The following is a 20,880-nucleotide window of genomic DNA, read 5'->3' on the forward strand; positions in this document are numbered from 1 at the left end:
AGCATCATGATCGACCGCCTCTGGCCCTCGCCCCACGCCGACCTTGACGACGACATGCTGCTGGAGGCATATGCCTTCCCCGAGGCAGATTCCTGGCTGCGCATGAACTTCATCTCGAGCGTCGACGGCGCCGCGACCCGCGACGGCCTCTCGGGCGGTCTCGGAGACGAGGCCGATCATCGCGTGTTCGACCTGCTCCGCTACGGGGCCGACGTCGTGCTCGTGGCCGCCGGGACGGCGCGCGACGAGGGCTACGCGGCGATGCGGCTGGGCGACGCGGCGGTCGCATGGCGTGAGGCGCGCGGTCTTCCCGCGCACCCCGTCTTCGCGCTCGTCACCCGCTCCGCCGACCTGGATCCGGCATCGTCGATCTTCACCGACGCGCCCGTGCGGCCCATCGTCTACACCGTCTCGTCCGCGAGCCCGGACAGGCGCGACGCGCTCGCGCGGGTGGCCGACGTCGTCATCGTCGGCGAGAACGACACCGATCTCGCGGCCGTCCGCGCCGACCTCGCCTCGCGCGGCCTCACGCGGATCCACAGCGAGGGAGGGCCGAGCCTCTTCGGCGCGGCCCTCTCGGCCGGCGTCGTCGACGAGCTCTGCCTCACCCTCGCGCCGACCCTCGAGGGCGGCACGGCGCGCCGCATCTCGGCGGCGTCCGAGGCGGCCCCCACTCCCCTGCGCCTCGTCGGCGCGATGCGGTCGGGCGACGAACTGCTCCTGAGGTATTCCACTCGGCATCCCTAGAGCCTTCGGGAGTAGCGTGACGGGTCTTGTCTTCCCACACCTGTTGAAGGGGTGACCCGCCGGTGACCCAGGCCCCGAAACCCGCCGTGTCGCGCACGCTGCGCGCCGCCGCATCGACCATCGCCTGGGTGCTGTTCTGGGCCGGGCTGACGCTGCTCATCGCGAGCCTCGGCATCCGCGTCTTCTACGGCAAGATCTCGCTCGACCAGCTTCTGCTCAACCTCATCGCCGTGCAGACCGACGGCGGGGGCGGCGCGGGCCTCGTCTGGGCGGCCATCATCGCGATCGGCGTCCTCCCGATCGCGGCGACGCTCGCGCTCGCGTTCGGGCGCCGCAGGCGGGTCCGCCGCGCTGCGCGCGCCGGTCGCCCCCGGGCGCGGATCCTGGGGCCGGTCGGCATGCTCGCGACCGTCGCGGTCGCCTGCGCCGGATCATTCGCGTTCGCGACGACCATCAAGCTGCCCGACTACGTGCGCTCGGCCGCCAACACCGCCGACATCGGCGACTATTACGTCGCGCCCCGCGTCGCGGACGCGAGCGGCGCCCACAACGTCGTCGTCATCTACCTCGAGTCGGGCGAGGAGACGCTCGAGGATCCGGCGGTCACCGAGGTGAACCCGTACGAGCGGCTCAACGAGGCGACCGCCGACTTCGGTAGCATCGACGAACTGACGCAGTACGCCGGCGGCGGCTGGACCATGGCGGGCCTCGTCTCGACGCAGTGCGGCCTGCCCCTCAAGGGCATCGTCGCGGCCTCGCGCGGCGAGATCATCGACGACCTCTCTGGCGGGCTCACGAGCTACCTGCCGGGCGCGAGTTGCGTCGGCGACGTGCTCGCCGAGGCCGGGTACCGCAACGTCTTCATGGGCGGCGCGAACGCGGCGTTCGCGGCGAAGGGGCTCTTCCTGAGCGACCACGGCTACGGCGCCGAGCTCGACCTCCTGCACTGGCGCGAGCTCGGCGAGGCCGAGGCCGATATGCGCAGCGACTGGGGGCTCAGCGACGAGCGCCTCATGGCGCGCGCGATCGAGCAGGTCGACGCGCTCCACGACGACTACGAGTCGACCGGGCAGCTCTTCAACCTCGGCGTGCTGACGCTCGACACCCACGAGCCGGCGCACGCCTACGACTACTGCCCCATCGAGACCGAGGAGGAGATGACCTCGATCTACGCGTGCTCAATGGATCAGGTCACCGGCCTCGTCGAGCACATGCGCGAGGCCAGCTACCTCGACGACACCGCCCTCGTCATCATGGGCGATCACCTCAAGCAGACAGGAATCGCCGCCGCGTTCCACGCCGAGCTCGCCGATCGCACCGACCGCACGATCTACAACCGCATCTGGGTTCCCGGCGGCACGCCCGCGACGCGCGGGAGCGTCGACCAGCTGAGCATGTACGGCACGATCCTCGAGGCCGCGGGGCTGCACATCGGGGGCGGCGCGGCGGGCCTCGGCGTCTCGGCCTTCGCCGAGCGGATCCCCGACGCGTCGCCCCTCGCGCTCAGCTCATCCCGCTACCGCGCGCTCCTCACCTCGCGGTCCGACGACTTCTACGAGGCGGCATGGGGCCACTAGTGCGCGCGACCGACCGAGCTCTCGCGCGCGCTGAGGGTGGGCTTCAGGACGACGCGGCGGTGCATATGGTCGGGGTCGCGGATCTCGTCGAGTAGCAGGTTCATGCCCGCCTGGCCGACCGCATACCCCGGCAGGTCGATCGTCGAGAGCGGCACGACGTTGTCGTACCCCGACTTGTTGTCGTCGCACGCGATCAGGGCGACGTCGTCCGGGATCCGGAACCCGCGCGCGAGGAGCTCGGGCATGAGGCCCGTCGCGACGAGGTCGGCCGCGGTGATGATGCCGTCGGGCATCTCGCCGGGCGCGCGCGCCGCGAGCTCGCGGGCCACCGCCCGCCCGTCGGTTGCCTGAATGTCGCCGCTCGCGACGAACTCGAGCGTCGCCCCCGCGTGCTCGGCCACGGCCCGCTCGGCGCCCGCGAGCCGTTCACCGATCGCGTGGATCGATCGCAGCCCGCCCGCGAACGCGAGGCGCGAGCGCCCCTGGCTCAGCAGGTGGTCGGCCGCGAGATAACCGGAGAGCTCGTAGTCGATGCGCACGGTGCAGGCGTCGACGTCGAGGTCGGTCGCGACGTCGAGCAGCACGACGCGTCCGCCGGCCTGGCGGATCCGCGCGACGCCGCTGACGTCGTTATCAAAGACCGCCAACAGGATCCCCCGCAGCTGGTTTTCCACGAAGTGGTCGATGTAGGTTGCCTGCCGCGCCGTGCTGCCTTCGACGCCCGCGTTGGCCACAACGAGGTACATGCCGGACGACGACGTGACGTCCTCCGCGCCGCGGGCGATGTCGGTGTAGAGCGAGTTCGAGATGTCGACCATGACGTAGCCGACGGTGTTGCTGCGCCCGGCCGCGAGGGTGCGGGCGGCGCTGTTGCGCACGTAGCCGAGCCGCGTGATCGTCTCCGACACCCGCTCGATCACCTCGTCGCGCACACGCTCGGGGTGGTTGAGAACGTTCGAGACCGTCCCGAGCGACACGCCCGCGGCGGCCGCGACCTCGCTCATCGTCACGGTTCCGCGCGATGGGGAACTCACCATCTGTCCTCCTTATACGCGCCGACGCCCGACGCAGGCGAAGCGATTCACGCTAGCACAGGCGTCGGGCGTCGTATGGGTGGGTGATTACGCGTCGGCCGAAGCGTTCTCGGCGTCGCGAAGCGCCGGGTCGTCGTCGGTCGCCTTGGGCATCCGCGCGATCCAGAAGATACCGATCGCGAAGGCGACGATGCTCGTGCCCGCCATCAGGAAGAAGATGCTCGTCGCGCCGAAGGCAACGAGCGACGGGATAAGCAGGCCGACGAGCGCCGCCACGATGCGGGTGAACGCGATCGTGATGCCCTGCGCGGTAGCGCGGTGCGACGTCGGGAAGAGCTCCTGCGACCAGACCTTATACATCGGCTCGCCCGCGACGGCGCCGCCGATCGAGTAGAGCACGCCAAAGATGACGAGCGTCGTCACCGTCACGCCGAGGAGAGCTGGGATCATGAAGGCGACGAGGCTGAGGATTGCCATGATCGCGAACCAGATCATGCGGCGGCGGCCATCAACGATGCGCATGAGCAACAGGAGCGAGGCCGCGCTGACGATCGTGATGATCATGCCGATCGTCGAGGCCGTCGACACCGTCGAGCCCGCAACCGTCGTGTACATGTAGGTCGAGAACTGGCCGTTGATGTTCGCGGCGATGTTGACGAGGGCATAGAAGACGCCCGTCGCGACGAGCGCGCTGAGGTAGCGGCGCGTCAGCAGCGGCTTGAAGGCGCTGAGGCCGCGCATCTCGGGCTTGACCGCCATCATGGCGGCGGTAGTCTGCCACGCCTTCGACTCGGGCAGGCGCAGGCGCAGGACCAGGACGATGATCGCGATGACGAGCAGGTGTCCGTAGAGGATGCGGCCAGCGATGACGCCGAGGTTACCGAAGAGCGCGCCGAGCAGGCTCACGATGATGACGCCAGCCATCCAGAGGATGTGCGTGAACGAGACCATCTTGCCGCGGTTGTCGTTGCTCGCCGCCTCGGCGATCATCGACATCGAGACGGGCAGGTCGGCGCCGGCAGCGAAGCCGAGCAGGATGATGCCCGGGTAGAGCCACGCGATTCCCGGCGCGAAGGTCAAGATCGCGGCGCCGACCGCGAAGAGCGACAGCGTCAGGATGAAGATACGGCGGCGACCGAAGCGGTCGCCGAGGCGGCCACCGATGAGCGCACCGACGGCGATCGAGAAGGTCAGGATCGACGATAGCGGCGCGATCGTCTCGATGCCGAAGCCGAACTCGTTGCCGTAAAGCACGAGGGCGGTTCCGGTGGTCACGATGGCGCCGGCGTCGAGGTACGACACCATGCCGGAGAGGAAGGCGACCCACCAGGCGTGGCGGTTCGCGGAACGGGTGCTAGTCATGAGAGTTCTCCTTCGAACGTACGAGAGGTTGCTAAGAAATGAAGTGGTGCGTGCCGGATCCGACCTCGACCGGCTCGCGACCCGGCAGGTCGATCACGGCGGTGGTGTTCGGCGGCACGACGACGGTCGCGTCGAGCGCGCTCCGCTCGCCGGCCCCCGGATCCGCGGCCGCCCACTCGACACGGATCCCGCCGAACGCGGTGTCGAGCTGGGCCGACGCGCGCGATGCGAGGCCCGCGCGCGGGCGCACGAGGAACTTCTGCCAGCCGGTCTCGAGCGGCGCGATGCCGCCCACATCGCGGTGGAGCCAGTCGGCGACGGCGCCCAGCGCGTAGTGGTTGAAGCTCGTCATCTCGCCGGGGTTGATGGATCCGTCGGGAAGCATCGAGTCCCAGCGCTCCCAGATCGTGGTCGCGCCCATCGAGACGGGGTAGAGCCAGCTCGGCAGCTCCGAGGTCTGCAGCATCGCCTGGGCGACGTCGCGGTGGCCCGACATCGTGAGAGCGTCCGAGATGATCGGCGTGCCGACGAAGCCCGTGCCGATGCGGTGCTGCCCGCGCTCGACGATGCCGGCGAGGCGCTCCCCCGCCGCCGCAACGAGCTCCTCGGGCAAGAGACCGAAGGCGATGCCGACGGCGTAGGCCGTCTGGCTGTCCGACATCATCCGGCCGGCCGGCGTGACGTATGCGCGCTGGAAGGCCGCGCGCACCTCGTCCGCGAACGCGGAGTAGACGGCCTCGTCGTCGGCGTAGCCGAGCGCCGCGGCGGCCTCGGCGACGAGGGTCGCCGAGCGGTACGCGTACGCCGTCGCGACGAGGTACGGGTCGGTCTTCGCCTCGAACGGGCGCTCCGGCGGCGCCGTGGGGTCGAGCCAGTCGGCGAGCTGCATGCCCGACTCCCAGAGCCCGTCGATGCACTCGCCGCGCACGACGTCGACCCACGAGCGCATGCTCGGATACTGCGCCGCGAGCAGGCCGAGATCGCCCTGCTGCCGGTAGAGCGCCATGGGTACGACGGTGGTCACGTCGCTCCACGCCGCCATGGGCGTCGGAGGAAACAGGTTCTGGTCGATGAGCGGCACGTAGAGCGGGCCGACTCCGCCGATGCGGGCCTGGTCGGCCGCGACGCTCTCCATCCACGAGCCTAGGAACGCCTGGGTGTCGAAGAGGTAGCCGGCGGTGTCGGCGAACACCTGGATGTCGCCCGTCCAGCCCAGGCGCTCGTCGCGCTGGGGACAGTCGGACGGGATCGACACGAAGTTGCTGCGCGTGCTCCACACGACGTTCTGGTGCAGGCGGTTGATCTCGGCGATGTCGGTGTCGAACCAACCGGTGCGCACGAGGTCGCTGCCGATAACCTCGGCCACCACCTCGACGGCCGCGGGGTCGACGCCGGTGATCTCGGCGTAGCGGAAGCCGTGGAACGTGAACCGTGGGGCCCATTCCTCGACGCCGCCGCCCGCGAGCGTGTACTCGTCGGCGGCCTCGGCGAAGCGCAGGGGGCGCACGCCGAGCTCGTCACGTTCGATGACCTCGGCGTGGCGGATCCGGATCGTCGTGCCCGCCTCGCCCGATACGCGGATGCGGAGCCGGCCGACGAGGTTCTGGCCGAAGTCGAGAATCGTGCCGCCCGAGGCCGTCGCCACCGTCGCGGCGACCTCGCGGCGCTCGGTCACGCGCACGGGCGGGGCGCCCGCGGGGCGCAGGCGGGCCGGATCCGCCGGGGCGACGACCGCCGGCGCAGCGCCGGGCAGCGCGCCCTCGAGGGTGAGACCGGCGTCGCTGAGGCGCGCGTCGAAGCGCTCGCCCTGGTAGATGCTCGCGAATCGGATGGCGCTCGCGATGGTCGCCGACCACGACTCGTCGGTCGTGATCGTCTCGACGCCGCCGTCGGCGTACTCGATGCGGAGCTGGGCCGAGAGCGCCCGCGCGCCGCGCCACGTGCGGAAGAAGTCGCCGTCGAAGCCGAAGTACTCGGCGTACCAGCCCGGGCCGACCCACGCCCCGAGGGCGTGATCGCCGGCCGACAGTCGGTCGGTCACATCGACGGTCGAGAAGTTCAGGAGGTCGCGGTAGGAGGTCCAGCCGGGCGCGAGCAGTTCGTCGGAGACAGGCTCGCCGTCGATCGTGAACTCGACGACGCCGTGCGCGGTGTACGACAGCAGGGCGCGCGAGACGGGGCGCTCGATCGTGACGTCGCGGCGGAATCGGCTGGTCCCGCGGTCGGCGGTCTCGGCGCGGAGCGCCGCACGGACCTCGTCGTTCGTGGATCCGTCGCGCACGGTCGCGGGATCCGGGGCGCCCGCGGTCGCGTCGTCGGCGGCCGCAACGAAGGCGGCGTTCCAGTCGGCGGGCGACAGCGGGCCGGCCTCGACGGCCGTCCACTCGCCCGCGGGGATTTCGGATCCGTCGGCGCCGGTCACCGAGACGCGAATCTCGGCGCGCTCGTATGCCGAGAGCGGCGCGAAGGGCCAGGCGACCGAAGCGCTCGCGTTGCCGGCGACCTCGTGGCGCTCAATGCGTTCCCCACGGCGCGCCTCGACGACCGCACCCGCCTGCGTCCAGCCCTCGGCGTCGGTGTCGACGCGCCAGCTGAGCGACGGGTTCGGCGAGGATACGAAGCGGGGGGCTCCCCTGCCGCCCGCACGCACCTCAACGACACGCGAATGAGTGGAAAGTGACATCTACGTCCTCCATCGAAGAATTGAAGCGCTTTAATTGTAACGCATCAAAACCCGACGACGAGGCGCCAATGCCGCGAGGCGCTCAGCGCGCGACGTCGCCGAGCGGTTCGCCGCGCAGCCAGCGCGCGGCCGCGGGCACGATGGGGTGACGCACCGCCGGCACGGATCCGTGGATCCCCTTGCGCACCTCGACGAGCGTCGCGTCGGGCATCGCGCGGCCGAGCGCCGCGGCGGTCGCGCGGAAGTAATCGGCGCTCTTCTCGCCCACGAGAATGCAGACGTTCGACGGCATGTGCGCGAAGTCGGCCGCGCGCGCCTCCTCCGTGAAGGCGGCGCGCAGCTCGGCGGCGCCCGCGGGAAAGAGCGACTCGGACATGCCGCGCAGGCCCGTCCTCACGCACACCGCCATGACGCCGGCGACCATCCACGAGGGCGCCCGCGACAGCGTGTGCGAGCGGCCCATGACCCGCTCGACGACGGCGGCCGCGCGACCCCACTTCCGGCGCTCCACGTAGCCTTCGAACCGCGGTAGCCACGCAGCGTCCATCGAGCCATCGAGGTTGATGGCAGGGTCATAGACGATCGTGCTCTCGGGCACGAGCGGATCCCCCGCCGCCGCGAGCGCCCGCACCGCGTGCAGCACGATCGCGCCGCCGAGCGAGTGGCCGAGCACGTGGCGGGCCCCCGACTCGGACAGCGCCGTGCGCACGTCGGAGAGCTCGGTGTCAAAGCGATACGAGTCGTCGACGGGGCTCGAGCCACCCTTCCCGCGGCGGTCATAGACGTGGATCGCCCACCCGCCGCCGAGCTCGCGCACGAGCGCCGCCGCGAACGGCGCGTAGATCGCGGCGGGCAGGAACGCGCCGCACACGACGACGAGCGTGCGCTCGGGCGGCGCCCCGGGCTCGCCGAACACGAGGTCGCGGAGCGTCGCGCCGTCCGCCGCACGCCACTCGCGGGTCTCGGCAGGCGTCAGGGCCGTCACGCGATGGTCGTGAGGGGCACGGCGCTCGGGCGCTCGCAGGTGCTCTCGATCGCGATCGAGCGGCCCGTGTGCGCCGACTCGACGAGTGACTCCATGACCTCGAGCGCGTGGAACGCGACGGCGCCGCTCGCGCGCGGGGATCCATTCGCGAGCGCCAGATCCTGCAGGCCGATGCCGCGGCCGACACCGACGTAGCCGGCCGTCTGGTCGAGCACCTGCCACTCGTCGTCGCCGAGGGTTTTCAGCTCGGTCGCGCCGTCGAAGTTGTTGGGGTCGGGCACGACGAGCGAGCCCTGTTCGCCGTGCACCTCGATGCGCGAGGCGCGCGAAGCCACGGTGTCGAACGACATGACGAGCGTCGAGAGCACGCCGGACTCGTGCACGAGCACGCCCGTCACGTGCGTGTCGATATTCACCGGCACCGTCTCGCCCGCGCGCGGGCCGGATCCGATCGTGCGCTCGTCGCGCAGGCTGCTCGCGGCGCCGATGACCGAGGTGACGGGGCCGAGCAGGGTGATGAGCGCGGTGACGTAGTACGGGCCCATGTCGAGCAGCGGTCCGCCGCCCGGCTGGTAGTAGAAGTCCGGGTTCGGGTGCCAGCGCTCGTGGCCGGGCGTCGTCATGGTCGCGGTCGCCGCGATCGGGCGGCCGATCAGGCCGTCGTCGACGGCCTTCCGCGCCGTCTGGATCCCGGATCCGAGAACCGTGTCGGGGGCGGATCCGACCGTGATGCCCGCCGCCTCCGCGGCCGCGAGGATCTCGCGGGCGTGGGCGACGGTGTCGGCGAGCGGCTTCTCGCCGTAGACCTGCTTGCCGGCGGCGATCGCCTTCAGCGCGATCTCGTGGTGCACCGCCGGAATCGTGAGGTTCAGCACCAGGTCGACCTCGGGGTCGGCGATGAGCTCGTCGACCGACAGCGCCCGCGCGCCGTCGACGCGGGCGGCGACCGCCTCAGCGCGGGCCGGATCCAGGTCGGCGGCGGCGACGAGGCGCACGTTGCCCAGGTGCGGCAGCGTCTGCAGGTACTGCTCGACGATGTTTCCGCAGCCAACAACGCCGACGCGGAGGATGGTTTCAGGCGTGCCCACGGCAGCCCCTCTCGATGCTTCTTTGCGAATGAGTTCTGCGAGGAAATCTATCGAGAAGGCGCCGCGAGCGTCAAACGAGCCTATGCGGCCTGCTCGCGCGTCGGCAGCACCCAGCCGGCGCGCGGGAAGTGGCAGGTGTAGCCGGCGGGGTACCGCACGAGGTAGTTCTGGTGCTCGGGCTCGGCCTCCCAGAAGGGCGCCTCCGGCTCGATCGTCGTGACGGCCTTGCCCGGCCAGAGGCCCGAGGCGTCGACGTCGGCGATCGTGTCGCGCGCGACGCGCTCCTGCTCGGCGTCGAGCGGGAAGATCGCCGAGCGGTAGCTCGTGCCCACGTCGTTGCCCTGGCGGTTGAGCGTAGACGGGTCGTGGATCTGGAAGAAGTAGGCGAGGATGTCGCGGTACGTCGTCGCCGACGGGTCGAAGACGATCTCGAGCGCCTCGGCGTGGCCCGGGTGGTTGCCGTAGGTGGGGTGGTCGTTCTCGCCGCCGGTGTAGCCGACGCGCGTGCTGACGACGCCCGGCTGCTTGCGCACGAGGTCCTCCATGCCCCAGAAACAGCCGCCCGCGAGGACCGCGGTCTCGGTGCCGGGGGTGCGCGTGATGGCGCCGGTGTCCTGTGCTCCACTGGTCATGAGAACTCCTTGTTACTTGTCGAGCGTCGGATGCGTTTCGACCCTAGCGAGTGCAACACAGAGATATGCCGCAAGATTCCCCGGCGGAGCGAAAGGCGATAGCCTAAAACCGACGCGAGGCGCAGGTTCTCGGGGTCGGCGCCTCCGGCCGTAATCGTGAGACCCCGGGCTGGAGGTCATCATGAACGCCACCGCATCTGACACCCACGACCGCCCGCTCGGCGTCCTGGTCGGTTTCGACGGATCCGAACACGCGCAGCACGCTCTCGCCTACGCCGCCGCCGAGGCGGAGCGCCGCGGGGTAACCCTCACCGTCGCGACCGCGTCGATCGTCCCGACGATGTTCTACGCCACCATGGGCTCGCTCGCGATCCCCGCCGACACCGAGATCGCGAAGAACGCGGCCGAGGGGATCCTCGACGAGGCGCGCGCGAAACTCACGGAGCACCGCGGGGACGTGAAGTACCTCGCCGAGATCGGCGACGCCGCGGGAGTGCTCGTCGAGCTCTCGCACCAGGCCGAGCTCGCCGTCGTCGGCACCCGCGGCCGCGGCGGCTTCACGGGCCGCGTGCTCGGATCCGTGTCGGTCGCCCTCGCCTCGCACGCGCACTGCCCCACGATCGTCGTGAACGAGCGGCTGAACGCCGACGGCCCCGTCACCGTCGCGGTCGAGGGGTCGCACCTCAACGAGGACGTGCTCGCCCAGGCCACCGCGATCGCCGCCTCTCGCGGCGCGACGCTCGACATTGTCACGGCGCTGCCGCCCTTCGAGGAGGTCACCTTCTGGTACCCCGACGCGGCGCTCGACGTCGACCTCGTGGGCGTACGCCAGGGCCAGATCGAGGAGGATCTCGCGGCCCACGCCGAGGCCATCCGGGCGAAGAACCCGGGCCTCGAGGTCGCCTCGGGTGTCGAGGTCGGATCCGCGCAGTCGCTGCTCGCGGCGCGCACGCGCTCGTCGCAGCTCACGGTGCTCGGCACCCGCGGCCGCGGCGCGGTCGCGAGCGTGCTTCTCGGATCCGTGTCGCGCTCGGTGCTGTTCCACGCCGAGGGCCCCGTCATGATCGTGCCGACCGGCGAACAGGCCGCCTAACGACGGGGCGGGCGGGGCGCGTCGAGCGCCCCGCTCCTCCTCGTTTACGCAGGTCCGACGGATAGGATTTCTCTCCGGAATGTGCGGCGCGATGCGGCGCCGAGAGACGCGATAACGGGAGCGCGCATGACCTGGGGCCTTGCCCTCGACCTTCTGGGCACGTTCTTCTTTGCGATCTCGGGCAGCCTGCTCGCCGCAAAGCGCGGTTTCGACATCGTCGCCTCGCTGTTGCTCGGCTCGCTCACGGGCCTCGGCGGCGGCGTCGTGCGCGACCTCATCATCGGCCGCCCGCCCGCGGCGTTTAACGAGCCGATCCACCTGATCCCGCCCGTGCTCGCCGCGCTCGTCGTGTTCTTCATGTCGAGCCACGTGCAACGCTTCTGGACGACGATTCTCGTCTTCGACGCCGTCGGCCTCGCCGTGTTCTGCACGACCGGCGCCGTCACCGCGCTCGAGTTCGGCATGAACCCCATCGCGTCGCTGCTTCTCGGCGTCACGACAGCCGTCGGCGGCGGCCTCATGCGCGACGTGGTCGCGAACCACGACCCGCAGCTATTCAACCCGCGCGACCTCTACGCCGCGCCCGCGTTCGCGGGATCCGCCCTCATCGTGCTGATCTGGCAGCTGGGCGGCGCGGGCAACATCGCGCTCTACTCGGTCACGGCGGCCGTTCTCGTCTTCCGCTTGCTTTCGCTCAAGTACGCCTGGCGCGTGCCGGGCGCCCAGTTCGCGCGCGGGCAGGGCGACGGCTCGGCCGCTAGCTGACCTCGGCCTCGACGGCCTGCTCGGCGCCCCACGAGGCGAGGAGCGCGAGGCGCTCCGCCGACACGGATCCGGGCTCGGCGGTGTAGAGCATGAGCGTGAGGCCGGGATCGGCCGTCACCGAGAGCTCCTCGTACACGAGGGTGAGCTCGCCGACGACGGGGTGCAGGTAGCGCTTCGTGCCGGCCCCGTGCGTGCGCACGTTGTGCGCGCCCCAGAGGGTACGGAAGGTGTCGCTGCGCGTCGAGAGCTCGCCCACGAGATCCTGCAGCGCGCGGTTGTGCGGGTCGCGGCCGGCCGCCGCCCGCATGTTCGCGACGCACATCTCGGCGAAGCGATCCCAGTCGGGATAGAACTCGCGCGACGCGGGGTCGAGAAACTGGAAGCGCGCGAGGTTCGGCGTGCGGCCGCCGTCGCCGATGACGTGCGAGTAGAACGCGCGGGCGAGGGCGTTGGTCGCGAGCACGTCGAGCTGGGCGTTGCTCACGACCGCGATGCCGCCCGTGACCGACTCGATCGCCCACTGCAGCCCCGGGCGCGAGGTCTGCGCGGCGCTCGGGCGGCGGCGCGGGCGACCCGAGGCGGGGATCCCGTCGGCGGCCCGCGCCAGGTCGAAGAGGTGCGCGCGCTCGGTGTCGTCGAGCTGCAGCGCGTCGGCGATCGAGTCGAGCACCGCCGCCGACGCGCCGGCGATCGCGCCGCGCTCGAGCTTGCCGTAGTACTCCACGCTCACGTCTGCGAGGATCGCGACCTCCGCGCGGCGCAGCCCCGGAACGCGGCGGTTGCCGCCGCCCGGCAGCCCCGCCTGCTCGGGCGTGAGCCGTGCCCTGCGCGACATGAGAAACTCGCGCACCTCTGATCGGTTATCCATGCGCTCCAGCGTACGTAGCGGTCGCGTCGCCAGAGGTTCCCTGTCAGTACATCCCTCGCCAGGGTATTCCTGCGCGCGCGAGGTGCCGGTGTACTGGATGACATGACCTCCTCCCCCGCCGGAGTCGAGGTCCCCGATCTCTTCACCCCACATCTGAAGGAGAATCCACATGCGTGGAGTAGTTATGCACGCGCCCCGAGACATCCGTGTCGACGAGCGCCCCAACCCCGTCATCGAGCAGCCGAGCGACGCGGTCATCCGCGTCACGGCGGCCTGCATCTGCGGATCCGACCTGTGGCCGTACCGCGGCACGGATCCGGTGGCCGAGCCCACCCCGATGGGTCACGAGTACGTCGGCATCGTCGAGCAGATCGGCGACGATGTCACGAGCCTCAAGGTCGGCGACTACGTCGTCGGCTCGTTCTTCGCCTCCGACAACACCTGTGAGATCTGCGAGGCCGGCTACCAGTCGCGCTGCATCCACAACGTGCCCATGGGCGCGCTCGGCACGCAGGCCGAGCTGCTGCGCGTTCCGCTCGCCGACGGCACCCTCGTCGTCGTGCCGGGCACCCCGACCCCGGATCAGGTCAAGAGCCTGCTCGCGGCGTCGGACGTTCTCGGAACCGGCTGGTTCGAGGTGGACGCCGCGGCCGCAGCCCCCGGCAAGACCGTCGCGGTCGTCGGTGACGGCGCCGTCGGCCTGCTCGGTGTTCTCGCGGCGAAGCAGATGGGCGCGGAGCGCATCATCGCGATGTCGCGTCATGCCGACCGCCAGGCGCTCGCCCGCGAGTTCGGCGCGACCGACATCGTCACTGAGCGCGGGGACGAGGGCGTGGCGAAGATCCACGAGCTCACGAACGGCCTCGGCGCGCACAGCGTCATCGAGGCCGTCGGCACCCAGGAGTCGATGATGCAGGCGATCCGCTCGACCCGCCCCGGCGGTCACGTCGGCTTCGTGGGCGTCTCGCACGACGTCGCCCTGCCGGGCCTCGAACTGTTCTTCGCCGACATCCACCTGCACGGCGGCCCCGCCCCCGTGCGCCGCTACCTGCCCGAGCTGGTCGAGCTCATCATGACCGACCAGATCAACCCGGGCCTCGTCTTCGACCTCACCCTGCCCCTCGAAGAGGCGGCCGAGGGCTACAAGGCGATGGACGAGCGCCGCGCGACGAAGGTCATGCTGACGTTCTAGCCGCGCTGATCAGTGCGTCGTGGACCAGGAGTCTGACCGAAAGACCTTGAGCCGACATGTCACAACACTACCGTTTTCGGTATAGTTGTGACATGTCGGCTCAAGCGAAGTACCGAGAAGTGGTGCGCGAGATCGCGCTCGACCATTATGGCTACGTCACCACACGGGAAGCAGCTGAGGCCGGTGTCCCGCCCGTCGAACTCCCCAAGCTCGCCGCGCGGGGCGGGGTCGAGAACATCGCATACGGCCTGTATCGCGTCACCGATATCCCCCCAACGCCGTACGACCAATACGCAGAGGCGCTACTCCGTGTCGGCGAGGACGCGTATCTGCATGGCGAGTCCGTTCTCGCACTGTTCGGACTTGCCGACGTAAATCCGCGGCAGGTGAAGGTTGCCGTACCCCGTCGCGCCCGTCCACGGCTTCCCACCTACATTGGCCTGACGCTGGCCGCCCCCGGCGCACCCACCACATTTTATGAGGGCCTGCGGGCACAGCCGGTTGCCGACGCCCTCATCGAGTGCCGCGGACGCATCCAGGACGAACGGCTCTTCACGGCCGCCAAGCAGGCAAGGGCCGAGGGACTGCTAACAATGGCCGACTGGCGACGCCTGCGAAAGGCGCTCCAGCCATGAGCTACGACACACCGCCGCCGAACCTCCGCTCTCTGGAGCAGCGGATCCGCAACCTCGAGGGAGACGAAGGACTCGCTTCTCGTCGTCGTGTGGGGATGGCGCTGGTCGTCGTCGGACAGATGCTGCCCGGCGGAGCTGTCAAGGGTGGAAGCGCGATGGCGCTGCGTTTCGGTCGTGACACTCGATTCACGAGGGATCTCGACGCGGCCAGGCGCGGGCCTCTGAGTCAGTTCCGCAGCGATTTCGAGGAAGCCCTCGCGGCAGGCTGGGCAGGATTCACCGGCCGGCTTATCGAAAAGCAAGCACCGCGCCCCACAGGAATACCGTCCCCATACGTCATGTAGCCTTTCGCGGTGAAGCTCGACTACAAGGGCCGCCCGTGGTGCACGGTCGCGTTTGAGTTGGGCCACAACGAGATCGGTGACGCAGAAGCGCCCGAGTACCGCCTCGCTCACGACCTAGCGGAGCTCTTCACCGAGGTCGGTCTAGAAGCGCCCGGACCGGTTCCTGTTCTGCGGTCAGACCACCAGATCGCGCAGAAGCTTCATGCACTCTCCTCGGTGGGAAGCGAGCGGGCACACGACCTGGTCGATCTTCAGATTCTTGCGGCTGGCGAATCGGTGGATCTGACGTTGACCAAGGCGACGTGTACGAGGCTCTTCGAGTATCGACGCCAGCAGACATGGCCGCCACGCATAGCGGCGGGCGATCGTTGGAACACCCTCTACGAGGAAGCAGCCGACGGCCTCGAGGTGCTGGCAACTATCGATGGCGCGATCATCTGGGTCAACGAACTCATCGCACGCATCGCGCGGAGCTGATCCCTCGAAAGATCTGTAGCCGACCAAGCTCCAACGATCAGGCCTCGAGCGCCGCGCGACGAAGGTCATGCTGACGTTCTAACCACACCAACGCAGAAACCCCCGGCCGTAAGGCCGGGGGTTATCTTCACTGCTGGGGTACCTGGACTCGAACCAAGAACAACGGAACCAGAAACCGCCGTGTTGCCAATTACACCATACCCCATTGGTTTTCAGCTCTCGCTGCCAACAGATGACTACTTTACGCGAGACGAGAGCTGAACCCAAATCGAGCCTGTATCCGGGGCGTGTCGCCCCGGCTATCAGGCCGTCAGGCGGGCCCGCAGGGCGTCGAGGCGCTCGATCGTGCGCTCCTTGCCCAGCAGTTCCATCGACTCGAACAGCGGCGGCGAGACGCGGCGGCCCGAGATGGCGACGCGCGGCGACGCATACGCGACGCGCGGCTTCAGCTCGAGGCCTTCAATGAGGGCCGCCGAGAGGGCGTTCTGGATCGACTCGGTGTCGAAGCTCTCGAGGCCGCGCAGGGCCTCGGCGCTCGCCTCGAGAACGCGAGGGGCGTCGTCGGACAGCTTCGAGACCGCCTCCTCCTCGTACTCGAGCTCGTCGGTGAAGAGGAAGCCGAGCATGCCGCCGGCCTCGCCGAGAAGCTGCATGCGCTCCTTCACGAGGGGCGCCGCGGCCTTCACGAGGGCGCGCTGCTCGTCGGTGACATCGGCGCCGAGGGCGCCCGAGGCCTGCAGGTACGGCACGAGGCGCTCGGCGAAGTCGTCGAGACCGATCAGGCGGATGTGGTCGCCGTTGATCGACTCGGCCTTCTTCTGGTCGAAGCGCGCCGGGTTCGGGTTGACGTCGGAGATGTCGAACGCCGCGACGAACTCGTCGAGCGTGAACACGTCGCGGTCGGCGGCGATCGACCAGCCGAGCAGCGAGAGGTAGTTCAGCAGGCCCTCGCGCACGAAGCCCTTGTCGCGCTGCAGGAAGAGGTCGGCGCGCGGGTCGCGCTTCGACAGCTTCTTGTTGCCGTCGCCCAGCACGAGCGGCATGTGGCCGAAGCGCGGGATGAAGGTCGTGACGCCCGCCTCGATGAGCGCGCGGTACAGCACGATCTGGCGCGGGGTCGAGGGCATGAGGTCCTCGCCGCGGAGCACGTGCGTGACGCCCATGAGCGCGTCGTCGACGGGGTTCACGAACGTGTACAGCGGCACGCCGTTCGGGCGCACGATGACGAAGTCGGTGAAGCTGCCCGCGGGGAACGTGACCTCGCCGCGCACGAGGTCGTCGTACGTGATGTCCTCGTCCGGCACCTTGAGGCGCAGCGCGGGCTCGCGGCCCTCGGCGCGGAACGCCGCGCGCTGCTCGTCGGTGAGGTCGCGGTCGAAGTTGTCGTAGCCCTGCTGCTTCGCGCGGCCGTTGGCCTCGTTGCGGGCGTCGATCTCCTCGGCCGTCGAGAAGCTCTCGTAGACGAGGCCCTTCTCGACGAGCTGCGCGAGAACGTCGCGGTAGATGTCGTGGCGCTGCGACTGGCGGTACGGCTCGTGGGGTCCGCCGACCTCCACGCCCTCGTCCCAGTCGATGCCGAGCCACGTCAGCGCGTCGATGAGCTGGTCGTAGCTCTCCTGGCTGTCGCGGTTCGCATCGGTGTCTTCGATGCGGAAGATGAGCTTGCCGCCGTGGTGGCGAGCGAAGCCCCAGTTGAACAGTGCGGTGCGGATCAGGCCGACGTGCGGCGTGCCGGTCGGCGACGGGCTGAAGCGAACGCGAACGTCGCTGCCGGTGGCCGTGGTGGTGCGGGGATCAGGTGCAGAAGACATCACCCGAATTCTACGCTGAGGGCGCCCTCCCGGTCAGGGAGGACGCCCCAAAGCGTTGCGCGCCGCTCAGGCCGCGTCGCGCGCCACGTTTCGCAGGATGCCGATGCCGGGCACCTCGACCTCGACCGAGTCGCCGGCCTGGAAGGCGCCGACGCCCGCGGGCGTGCCCGTGAGGATCACGTCGCCCGGCAGCAGCGTGAACGCCGCCGAGGCATACTCGATGATCGCGGGGATGTCGAAGATCATGTCGGTGAAGGATCCGCGTTGCACCTCGACGTCGTTGTGGCGCGTGATGATCTCGCCCTTCGACACGTCGAACTCGGTCTCGATCGCGGGGCCGAGCGGGCAGAACGTGTCCATGCCCTTGGCGCGAGCCCACTGGCGGTCGGGACCCTGCAGGTCGCGGGCCGTGACGTCGTTCGCGATCGTGTAGCCGAAGATCACGTCGTTCGCGTCCTCGGCCGAGACGTTCTTCGCGATCTTGCCGATGACAACGGCGAGCTCGCCCTCCCACTGCGTGTCGTTCGTCTGATGGGGGCGCACGATGGCATCGCCCGGGCCGATGACGGCCGTGTTCGGCTTAAAGAACAGCAGCGGCTCGGCCGGGATGTCGTTGTTGAGCTCCGCGGCGTGGTCGCGGTAGTTGCGGCCGACGCACACCACCTTCGAGCGCGGGATCACCGGTGCGAGCAGGGCGACGTCGCCGATCGAGACGCGCTCGCCCGTCGTGTCGTACCCGGCGAACATCGGGTCGCCCGAGAGCACCACCAGCTCCGCCCCGTCGACGATTCCGTACTTAATGGCGTCGTTATGACTAAACCGCGCGATCTTCACGCGACCAGCCTATCCCCCACCAGCGCGGCACCGACCGCTCCGACCGCCTCGTCCGGCGAGACGATCTCGATGCGCTCGGCGAGCCGCAGCGAGGCGAGAAACGCGGATCCGTCGGCGGCGCGCGCGAGCTCGCCCGCGATCTCGTCGCGGAGCCGCTCGCCGCGGCGGGCGATGCCGCCGCCGACGAGCACGCGCTCCGGATCCACCGCGAGGGCGAGCACCCGCACGGCCGCCGCCGCCCCGCGGGCGAGGTCGGCGACGACGCGGCGGGCGACCTCGTCGCCGGCGTCGGCGCGGAGGGAGACCCGCTCGAGCGGCTCCCCCGCGCGCTCGGTGATCGCGCCGCCGCCCGCGAACGCCTCGATGCAGCCGCGCTGCCCGCAGGCGCAAACCGGCCCGCCGGGGTCGATCGCGAGGTGACCGATCTCGCCGGCCACCCCGGCGGATCCGTCGACGACGCGGCCGTCGATCACGACGCCCGCCGCGACGCCCGTGCCCAGGTTGAGGTACGCGAGGTTCGGCATCTCCCACCGGGAGGCGGCGCCGAGGGCCGCGGCCCGCACGTCGTTATCGATCGCAACGGGAACGCCCGTCGCCCCCGCAATCTCGGCGGCGAGGTGCAGCTCGCGCACGCCGAGGTTGACGGCGTCGTACACGCGCCCCGCGTCGATGCGGCCGGGCACCCCGATGCCGATCGTCGCGGCGTCGACGCCGAGCCCGCCGACGGCGTCGAGGATCGACGCGACGACACCCTCCTCCCCGCGCGCGGTGCGGACGCGGGAGCGGGCGGCGATGGATCCGTCCGCGGCGAGCGCGACCGCCTCGACGCTCGTGCCGCCGACGTCGATGCCGACGCGGAGCGGGCCGCTCATCCCTTCACCGCCCCGGCGACGAGCCCGCCCGTCATGCGTCCCTGCACAATGAGGAAGAAGATGACGACGGGGATGCAGATGAGGGTGGATCCGGCCATGACCGCACCGTAGTTCGTCGCCTCGGTCGCCGATTGGAACGAATTGAGCCAGGTCGGCAGGGTGAGGTTCTGCCCCTTCATGAGCAGCAGGGCCATCGTGAACTCGTTCCACGACTGCATGAAGGCGAAGATGCCGGTCGAGACGAGGCCGGGCGCGAGCAGGGGGAAGGTAACCTTCCAGAACGCCTGCGGCTTCGAGCAGCCGTCGATCTGCGCCGATTCCTCGAGCTCGATCGGCACGCCCGCGACGAAGCCGCGCAGCGTCCAGATCGTGAACGGCACGACCGAGGCGACGTGCACGAGCGCGAGCCCCAGCAGGGTGTTGATGAGGCGCATGTCGTCGACGAGGTTGTAGACGGTGAACATCATGGCCTCGCCGGGGATCATCTGTACCACGAGGATGCCGACGATGAAGGCGTGGCGCCCACGGAAGCGGAACCGGGCGAGCGCGATCGAGGCGAGGAACGCGACGAAGAGCGCGCAGGCGACGACCACGATGACGACGATGAGGCTCGTCCTCAGCGCGTTGGGGAAGTCGGTCTGGCCGGGCGCCGCGGGGCGCGTCCACGCCGTCACGAAGTTCTTGAGCGTCGGCTCGCGGGGCACGAGCGACGGGTCGCGGCTGATGATCTGGTTGCCGGGGGTGAACGAGAGGTTCACCATCCAGTAGACCGGGAACACCGAGCAGACGAAGACGATGACGCCGAGGATGTTGAACAGCACGCGCTGCGGGCGGCCCCGCACGGGCGACGACGGGGCGCGCTGCGCCCGGCGCGGCGAAACGATCGCGGCGCGGGTGGCGAGAGAGGTCATTGCTCGTCTTCCTTCAGGAGCAGGCGGATGTTGTACCAGCTGATGGCGAGCATGATGATGACGATCAGCATGCCGATGGCGCTCGTCTCGCCGAACTTGCCGATGCCCTGGCGGAACAGGTACACGGGCAGGACGTTGGTGTCCGCCGCGATGCCGCCGCGGCTCTGCAGCGCGTAGACCTGGGTGAACAGCTTCATGTTCCAGATGATCTGGAGGATGAGCACGCCGCCGAGCACGGGGCGGATCGCCGGGAACACGATGTGCCAGAAGCGCTGCCAGCCGCCGGCGCCGTCGATCTCGGCGGCCTCGATCGTCTCGCGCGGCACCTGGCCGAGGCCGGCGTACGAGGTGAAGGCGACGAAGGGAATCGCGCCCCAGACGACGATGATCGTCAGCACGAGCACGAACGTCCACGGGTTCAGCAACCAGGGGTGGTTGTACCAGTCGTTCGAACCCGTGATCGCGTTCATGAGCCAGTTCACGAGGCCGTACTGGGTATCGAAGATGAAGCCCCACACGACGGTCGCGGTCAGGGGCGGGATCGCCCAGGCAAGCAGCAGGCCGACCGAAACGAGCAGCCGCATGCCGCGGCCAAGTTTCGTCATGAGGATCGCGATGAGCACGCCGCCGACCATGATGAGGGTCGTCGTCAGCACCATGATGCCGATCGTGCGGCCGAGCACCGCGGGGAAGTCGCTGCTCGTGATGACCTTGGCGAAGTTGTCGAGGCCGACAAAGTTCGCGGGCGTGCCCTGGATCTTGTTGCGCACCTGATAGTCGGTGAACGACTGCCAGATCATCGTCACGCCGGGGTACCCGACCATGAGCGCGAGGAGCGCGATCGAGGGGATGAGGAGGGCCCAGGCGCTCAGCGCCTGAGTGCGGCCGCGGCGCCGAAGCCGCTGAGCGGAGAGGGACGGGGTTGCCATCGCGGTCTCCCTTTCACGAAGAGGGGGCGGATCCACGAGTC

The 20,880-nt window shown here is 69.8% G+C and carries 18 protein-coding genes, 1 tRNA gene and 1 pseudogene; 7 read left to right on the forward strand and 13 right to left on the reverse strand.

Annotated elements, in window-relative coordinates; translation table 11 throughout:
• Window positions 1–6 precede the first annotated feature (6 nt).
• Window positions 7–747 carry a pyrimidine reductase family protein gene (locus DTO57_RS04655; protein WP_114117008.1) on the forward strand — a complete coding sequence of 247 codons (741 nt, stop codon included), beginning with the start codon at window positions 7–9 and terminating at the stop codon, window positions 745–747.
• 62 nt (window positions 748–809) lie between these two features.
• Window positions 810–2,324: a sulfatase-like hydrolase/transferase gene (locus DTO57_RS04660; protein ID WP_229730549.1), complete on the forward strand. Its 1,515-nt coding sequence runs from the start codon at window positions 810–812 to the stop codon at window positions 2,322–2,324.
• Here DTO57_RS04660 and DTO57_RS04665 read toward each other — a convergent pair.
• The 6 genes from DTO57_RS04665 to msrA all read right to left on the reverse strand — a co-directional run bounded on the left by DTO57_RS04665 (window position 2,321) and on the right by msrA (window position 10,108).
• Entirely contained in the window at window positions 2,321–3,361 is a 1,041-nt protein-coding gene (locus DTO57_RS04665) for a LacI family DNA-binding transcriptional regulator (RefSeq protein WP_114117010.1), read from the reverse strand. The genes DTO57_RS04660 and DTO57_RS04665 overlap by 4 nt on opposite strands.
• Before the next feature lie 84 nt (window positions 3,362–3,445).
• Entirely contained in the window at window positions 3,446–4,720 is a 1,275-nt protein-coding gene (locus tag DTO57_RS04670; protein ID WP_114117011.1) for an MFS transporter, read from the reverse strand.
• Window positions 4,721–4,751: 31 nt separating this feature from the next.
• Window positions 4,752–7,403 carry an alpha-L-rhamnosidase gene (locus tag DTO57_RS04675; protein WP_114117012.1) on the reverse strand — a complete coding sequence of 884 codons (2,652 nt, stop codon included), beginning with the start codon at window positions 7,401–7,403 and terminating at the stop codon, window positions 4,752–4,754.
• An 82-nt stretch (window positions 7,404–7,485) separates the two neighbouring features.
• Entirely contained in the window at window positions 7,486–8,388 is a 903-nt protein-coding gene (locus DTO57_RS04680) for an alpha/beta hydrolase (protein ID WP_162785658.1), read from the reverse strand.
• Entirely contained in the window at window positions 8,385–9,476 is a 1,092-nt protein-coding gene (locus DTO57_RS04685; protein WP_187346588.1) for a Gfo/Idh/MocA family protein, read from the reverse strand. Before DTO57_RS04685 ends, DTO57_RS04680 begins: the two co-directional genes overlap by 4 nt.
• An 80-nt stretch (window positions 9,477–9,556) precedes the next feature.
• On the reverse strand, window positions 9,557–10,108 hold the full coding sequence (gene msrA / locus DTO57_RS04690) for a peptide-methionine (S)-S-oxide reductase MsrA (RefSeq protein WP_114117015.1): 552 nt from the start codon (window positions 10,106–10,108) through the stop codon (window positions 9,557–9,559).
• A 181-nt stretch (window positions 10,109–10,289) separates the two neighbouring features.
• Between msrA and DTO57_RS04695 the strand changes: the two genes are divergently transcribed.
• On the forward strand, window positions 10,290–11,201 hold the full coding sequence (locus tag DTO57_RS04695) for a universal stress protein (RefSeq protein ID WP_114117016.1): 912 nt from the start codon (window positions 10,290–10,292) through the stop codon (window positions 11,199–11,201).
• A 126-nt stretch (window positions 11,202–11,327) separates the two neighbouring features.
• Window positions 11,328–11,966: a trimeric intracellular cation channel family protein gene (locus DTO57_RS04700; protein WP_114117017.1), complete on the forward strand. Its 639-nt coding sequence runs from the start codon at window positions 11,328–11,330 to the stop codon at window positions 11,964–11,966.
• Here the strand turns inward: DTO57_RS04700 and DTO57_RS04705 are convergent.
• Entirely contained in the window at window positions 11,959–12,834 is an 876-nt protein-coding gene (locus DTO57_RS04705) for a helix-turn-helix transcriptional regulator (protein ID WP_114117018.1), read from the reverse strand. The genes DTO57_RS04700 and DTO57_RS04705 overlap by 8 nt on opposite strands.
• 169 nt (window positions 12,835–13,003) lie before the next feature.
• Between DTO57_RS04705 and DTO57_RS04710 the strand changes: the two genes are divergently transcribed.
• The 3 genes and pseudogenes from DTO57_RS04710 to DTO57_RS14540 all read left to right on the forward strand — a co-directional run bounded on the left by DTO57_RS04710 (window position 13,004) and on the right by DTO57_RS14540 (window position 15,482).
• Window positions 13,004–14,026: a zinc-dependent alcohol dehydrogenase family protein gene (locus tag DTO57_RS04710; protein ID WP_114117019.1), complete on the forward strand. Its 1,023-nt coding sequence runs from the start codon at window positions 13,004–13,006 to the stop codon at window positions 14,024–14,026.
• Between the two features lie 92 nt (window positions 14,027–14,118).
• Window positions 14,119–14,661, forward strand: coding sequence for a type IV toxin-antitoxin system AbiEi family antitoxin domain-containing protein (locus tag DTO57_RS04715; protein ID WP_114117020.1), 543 nt, complete (start codon window positions 14,119–14,121; stop codon window positions 14,659–14,661).
• 119 nt (window positions 14,662–14,780) lie between these two features.
• Window positions 14,781–15,482: pseudogene (locus tag DTO57_RS14540) on the forward strand (nucleotidyl transferase AbiEii/AbiGii toxin family protein).
• Window positions 15,483–15,615: 133 nt separating this feature from the next.
• Here DTO57_RS14540 and DTO57_RS04725 read toward each other — a convergent pair.
• The 6 genes from DTO57_RS04725 to DTO57_RS04750 form a co-directional block, all read right to left on the reverse strand.
• Window positions 15,616–15,687, reverse strand: a tRNA-Gln gene (locus DTO57_RS04725).
• A 97-nt stretch (window positions 15,688–15,784) separates the two neighbouring features.
• The gene (gltX, locus tag DTO57_RS04730; protein ID WP_114117021.1) at window positions 15,785–17,293 is read right to left on the reverse strand and encodes a glutamate--tRNA ligase; all 1,509 of its coding nucleotides are present in this window, start codon (window positions 17,291–17,293) and stop codon (window positions 15,785–15,787) included.
• Window positions 17,294–17,359: 66 nt separating this feature from the next.
• A complete protein-coding gene (locus DTO57_RS04735) occupies window positions 17,360–18,127 on the reverse strand; it encodes a fumarylacetoacetate hydrolase family protein (RefSeq protein ID WP_114117022.1) in 768 nt (255 codons plus the stop codon).
• Window positions 18,124–18,999 (reverse strand): ROK family protein, encoded by an 876-nt coding sequence (locus DTO57_RS04740; protein WP_114117023.1) that lies wholly within the window; start codon window positions 18,997–18,999, stop codon window positions 18,124–18,126. The genes DTO57_RS04735 and DTO57_RS04740 overlap by 4 nt, the downstream gene beginning before the upstream one ends.
• Window positions 18,996–19,910, reverse strand: coding sequence for a carbohydrate ABC transporter permease (locus DTO57_RS04745; RefSeq protein WP_114117024.1), 915 nt, complete (start codon window positions 19,908–19,910; stop codon window positions 18,996–18,998). Before DTO57_RS04745 ends, DTO57_RS04740 begins: the two co-directional genes overlap by 4 nt.
• The gene (locus tag DTO57_RS04750) at window positions 19,907–20,839 is read right to left on the reverse strand and encodes a carbohydrate ABC transporter permease (protein WP_114117025.1); all 933 of its coding nucleotides are present in this window, start codon (window positions 20,837–20,839) and stop codon (window positions 19,907–19,909) included. The genes DTO57_RS04745 and DTO57_RS04750 overlap by 4 nt, the downstream gene beginning before the upstream one ends.
• Between the last annotated feature and the right edge of the window lie 41 nt (window positions 20,840–20,880).

This window comes from Microbacterium sorbitolivorans (assembly GCF_003327285.1).
GTDB lineage: Bacteria > Actinomycetota > Actinomycetes > Actinomycetales > Microbacteriaceae > Microbacterium > Microbacterium sorbitolivorans.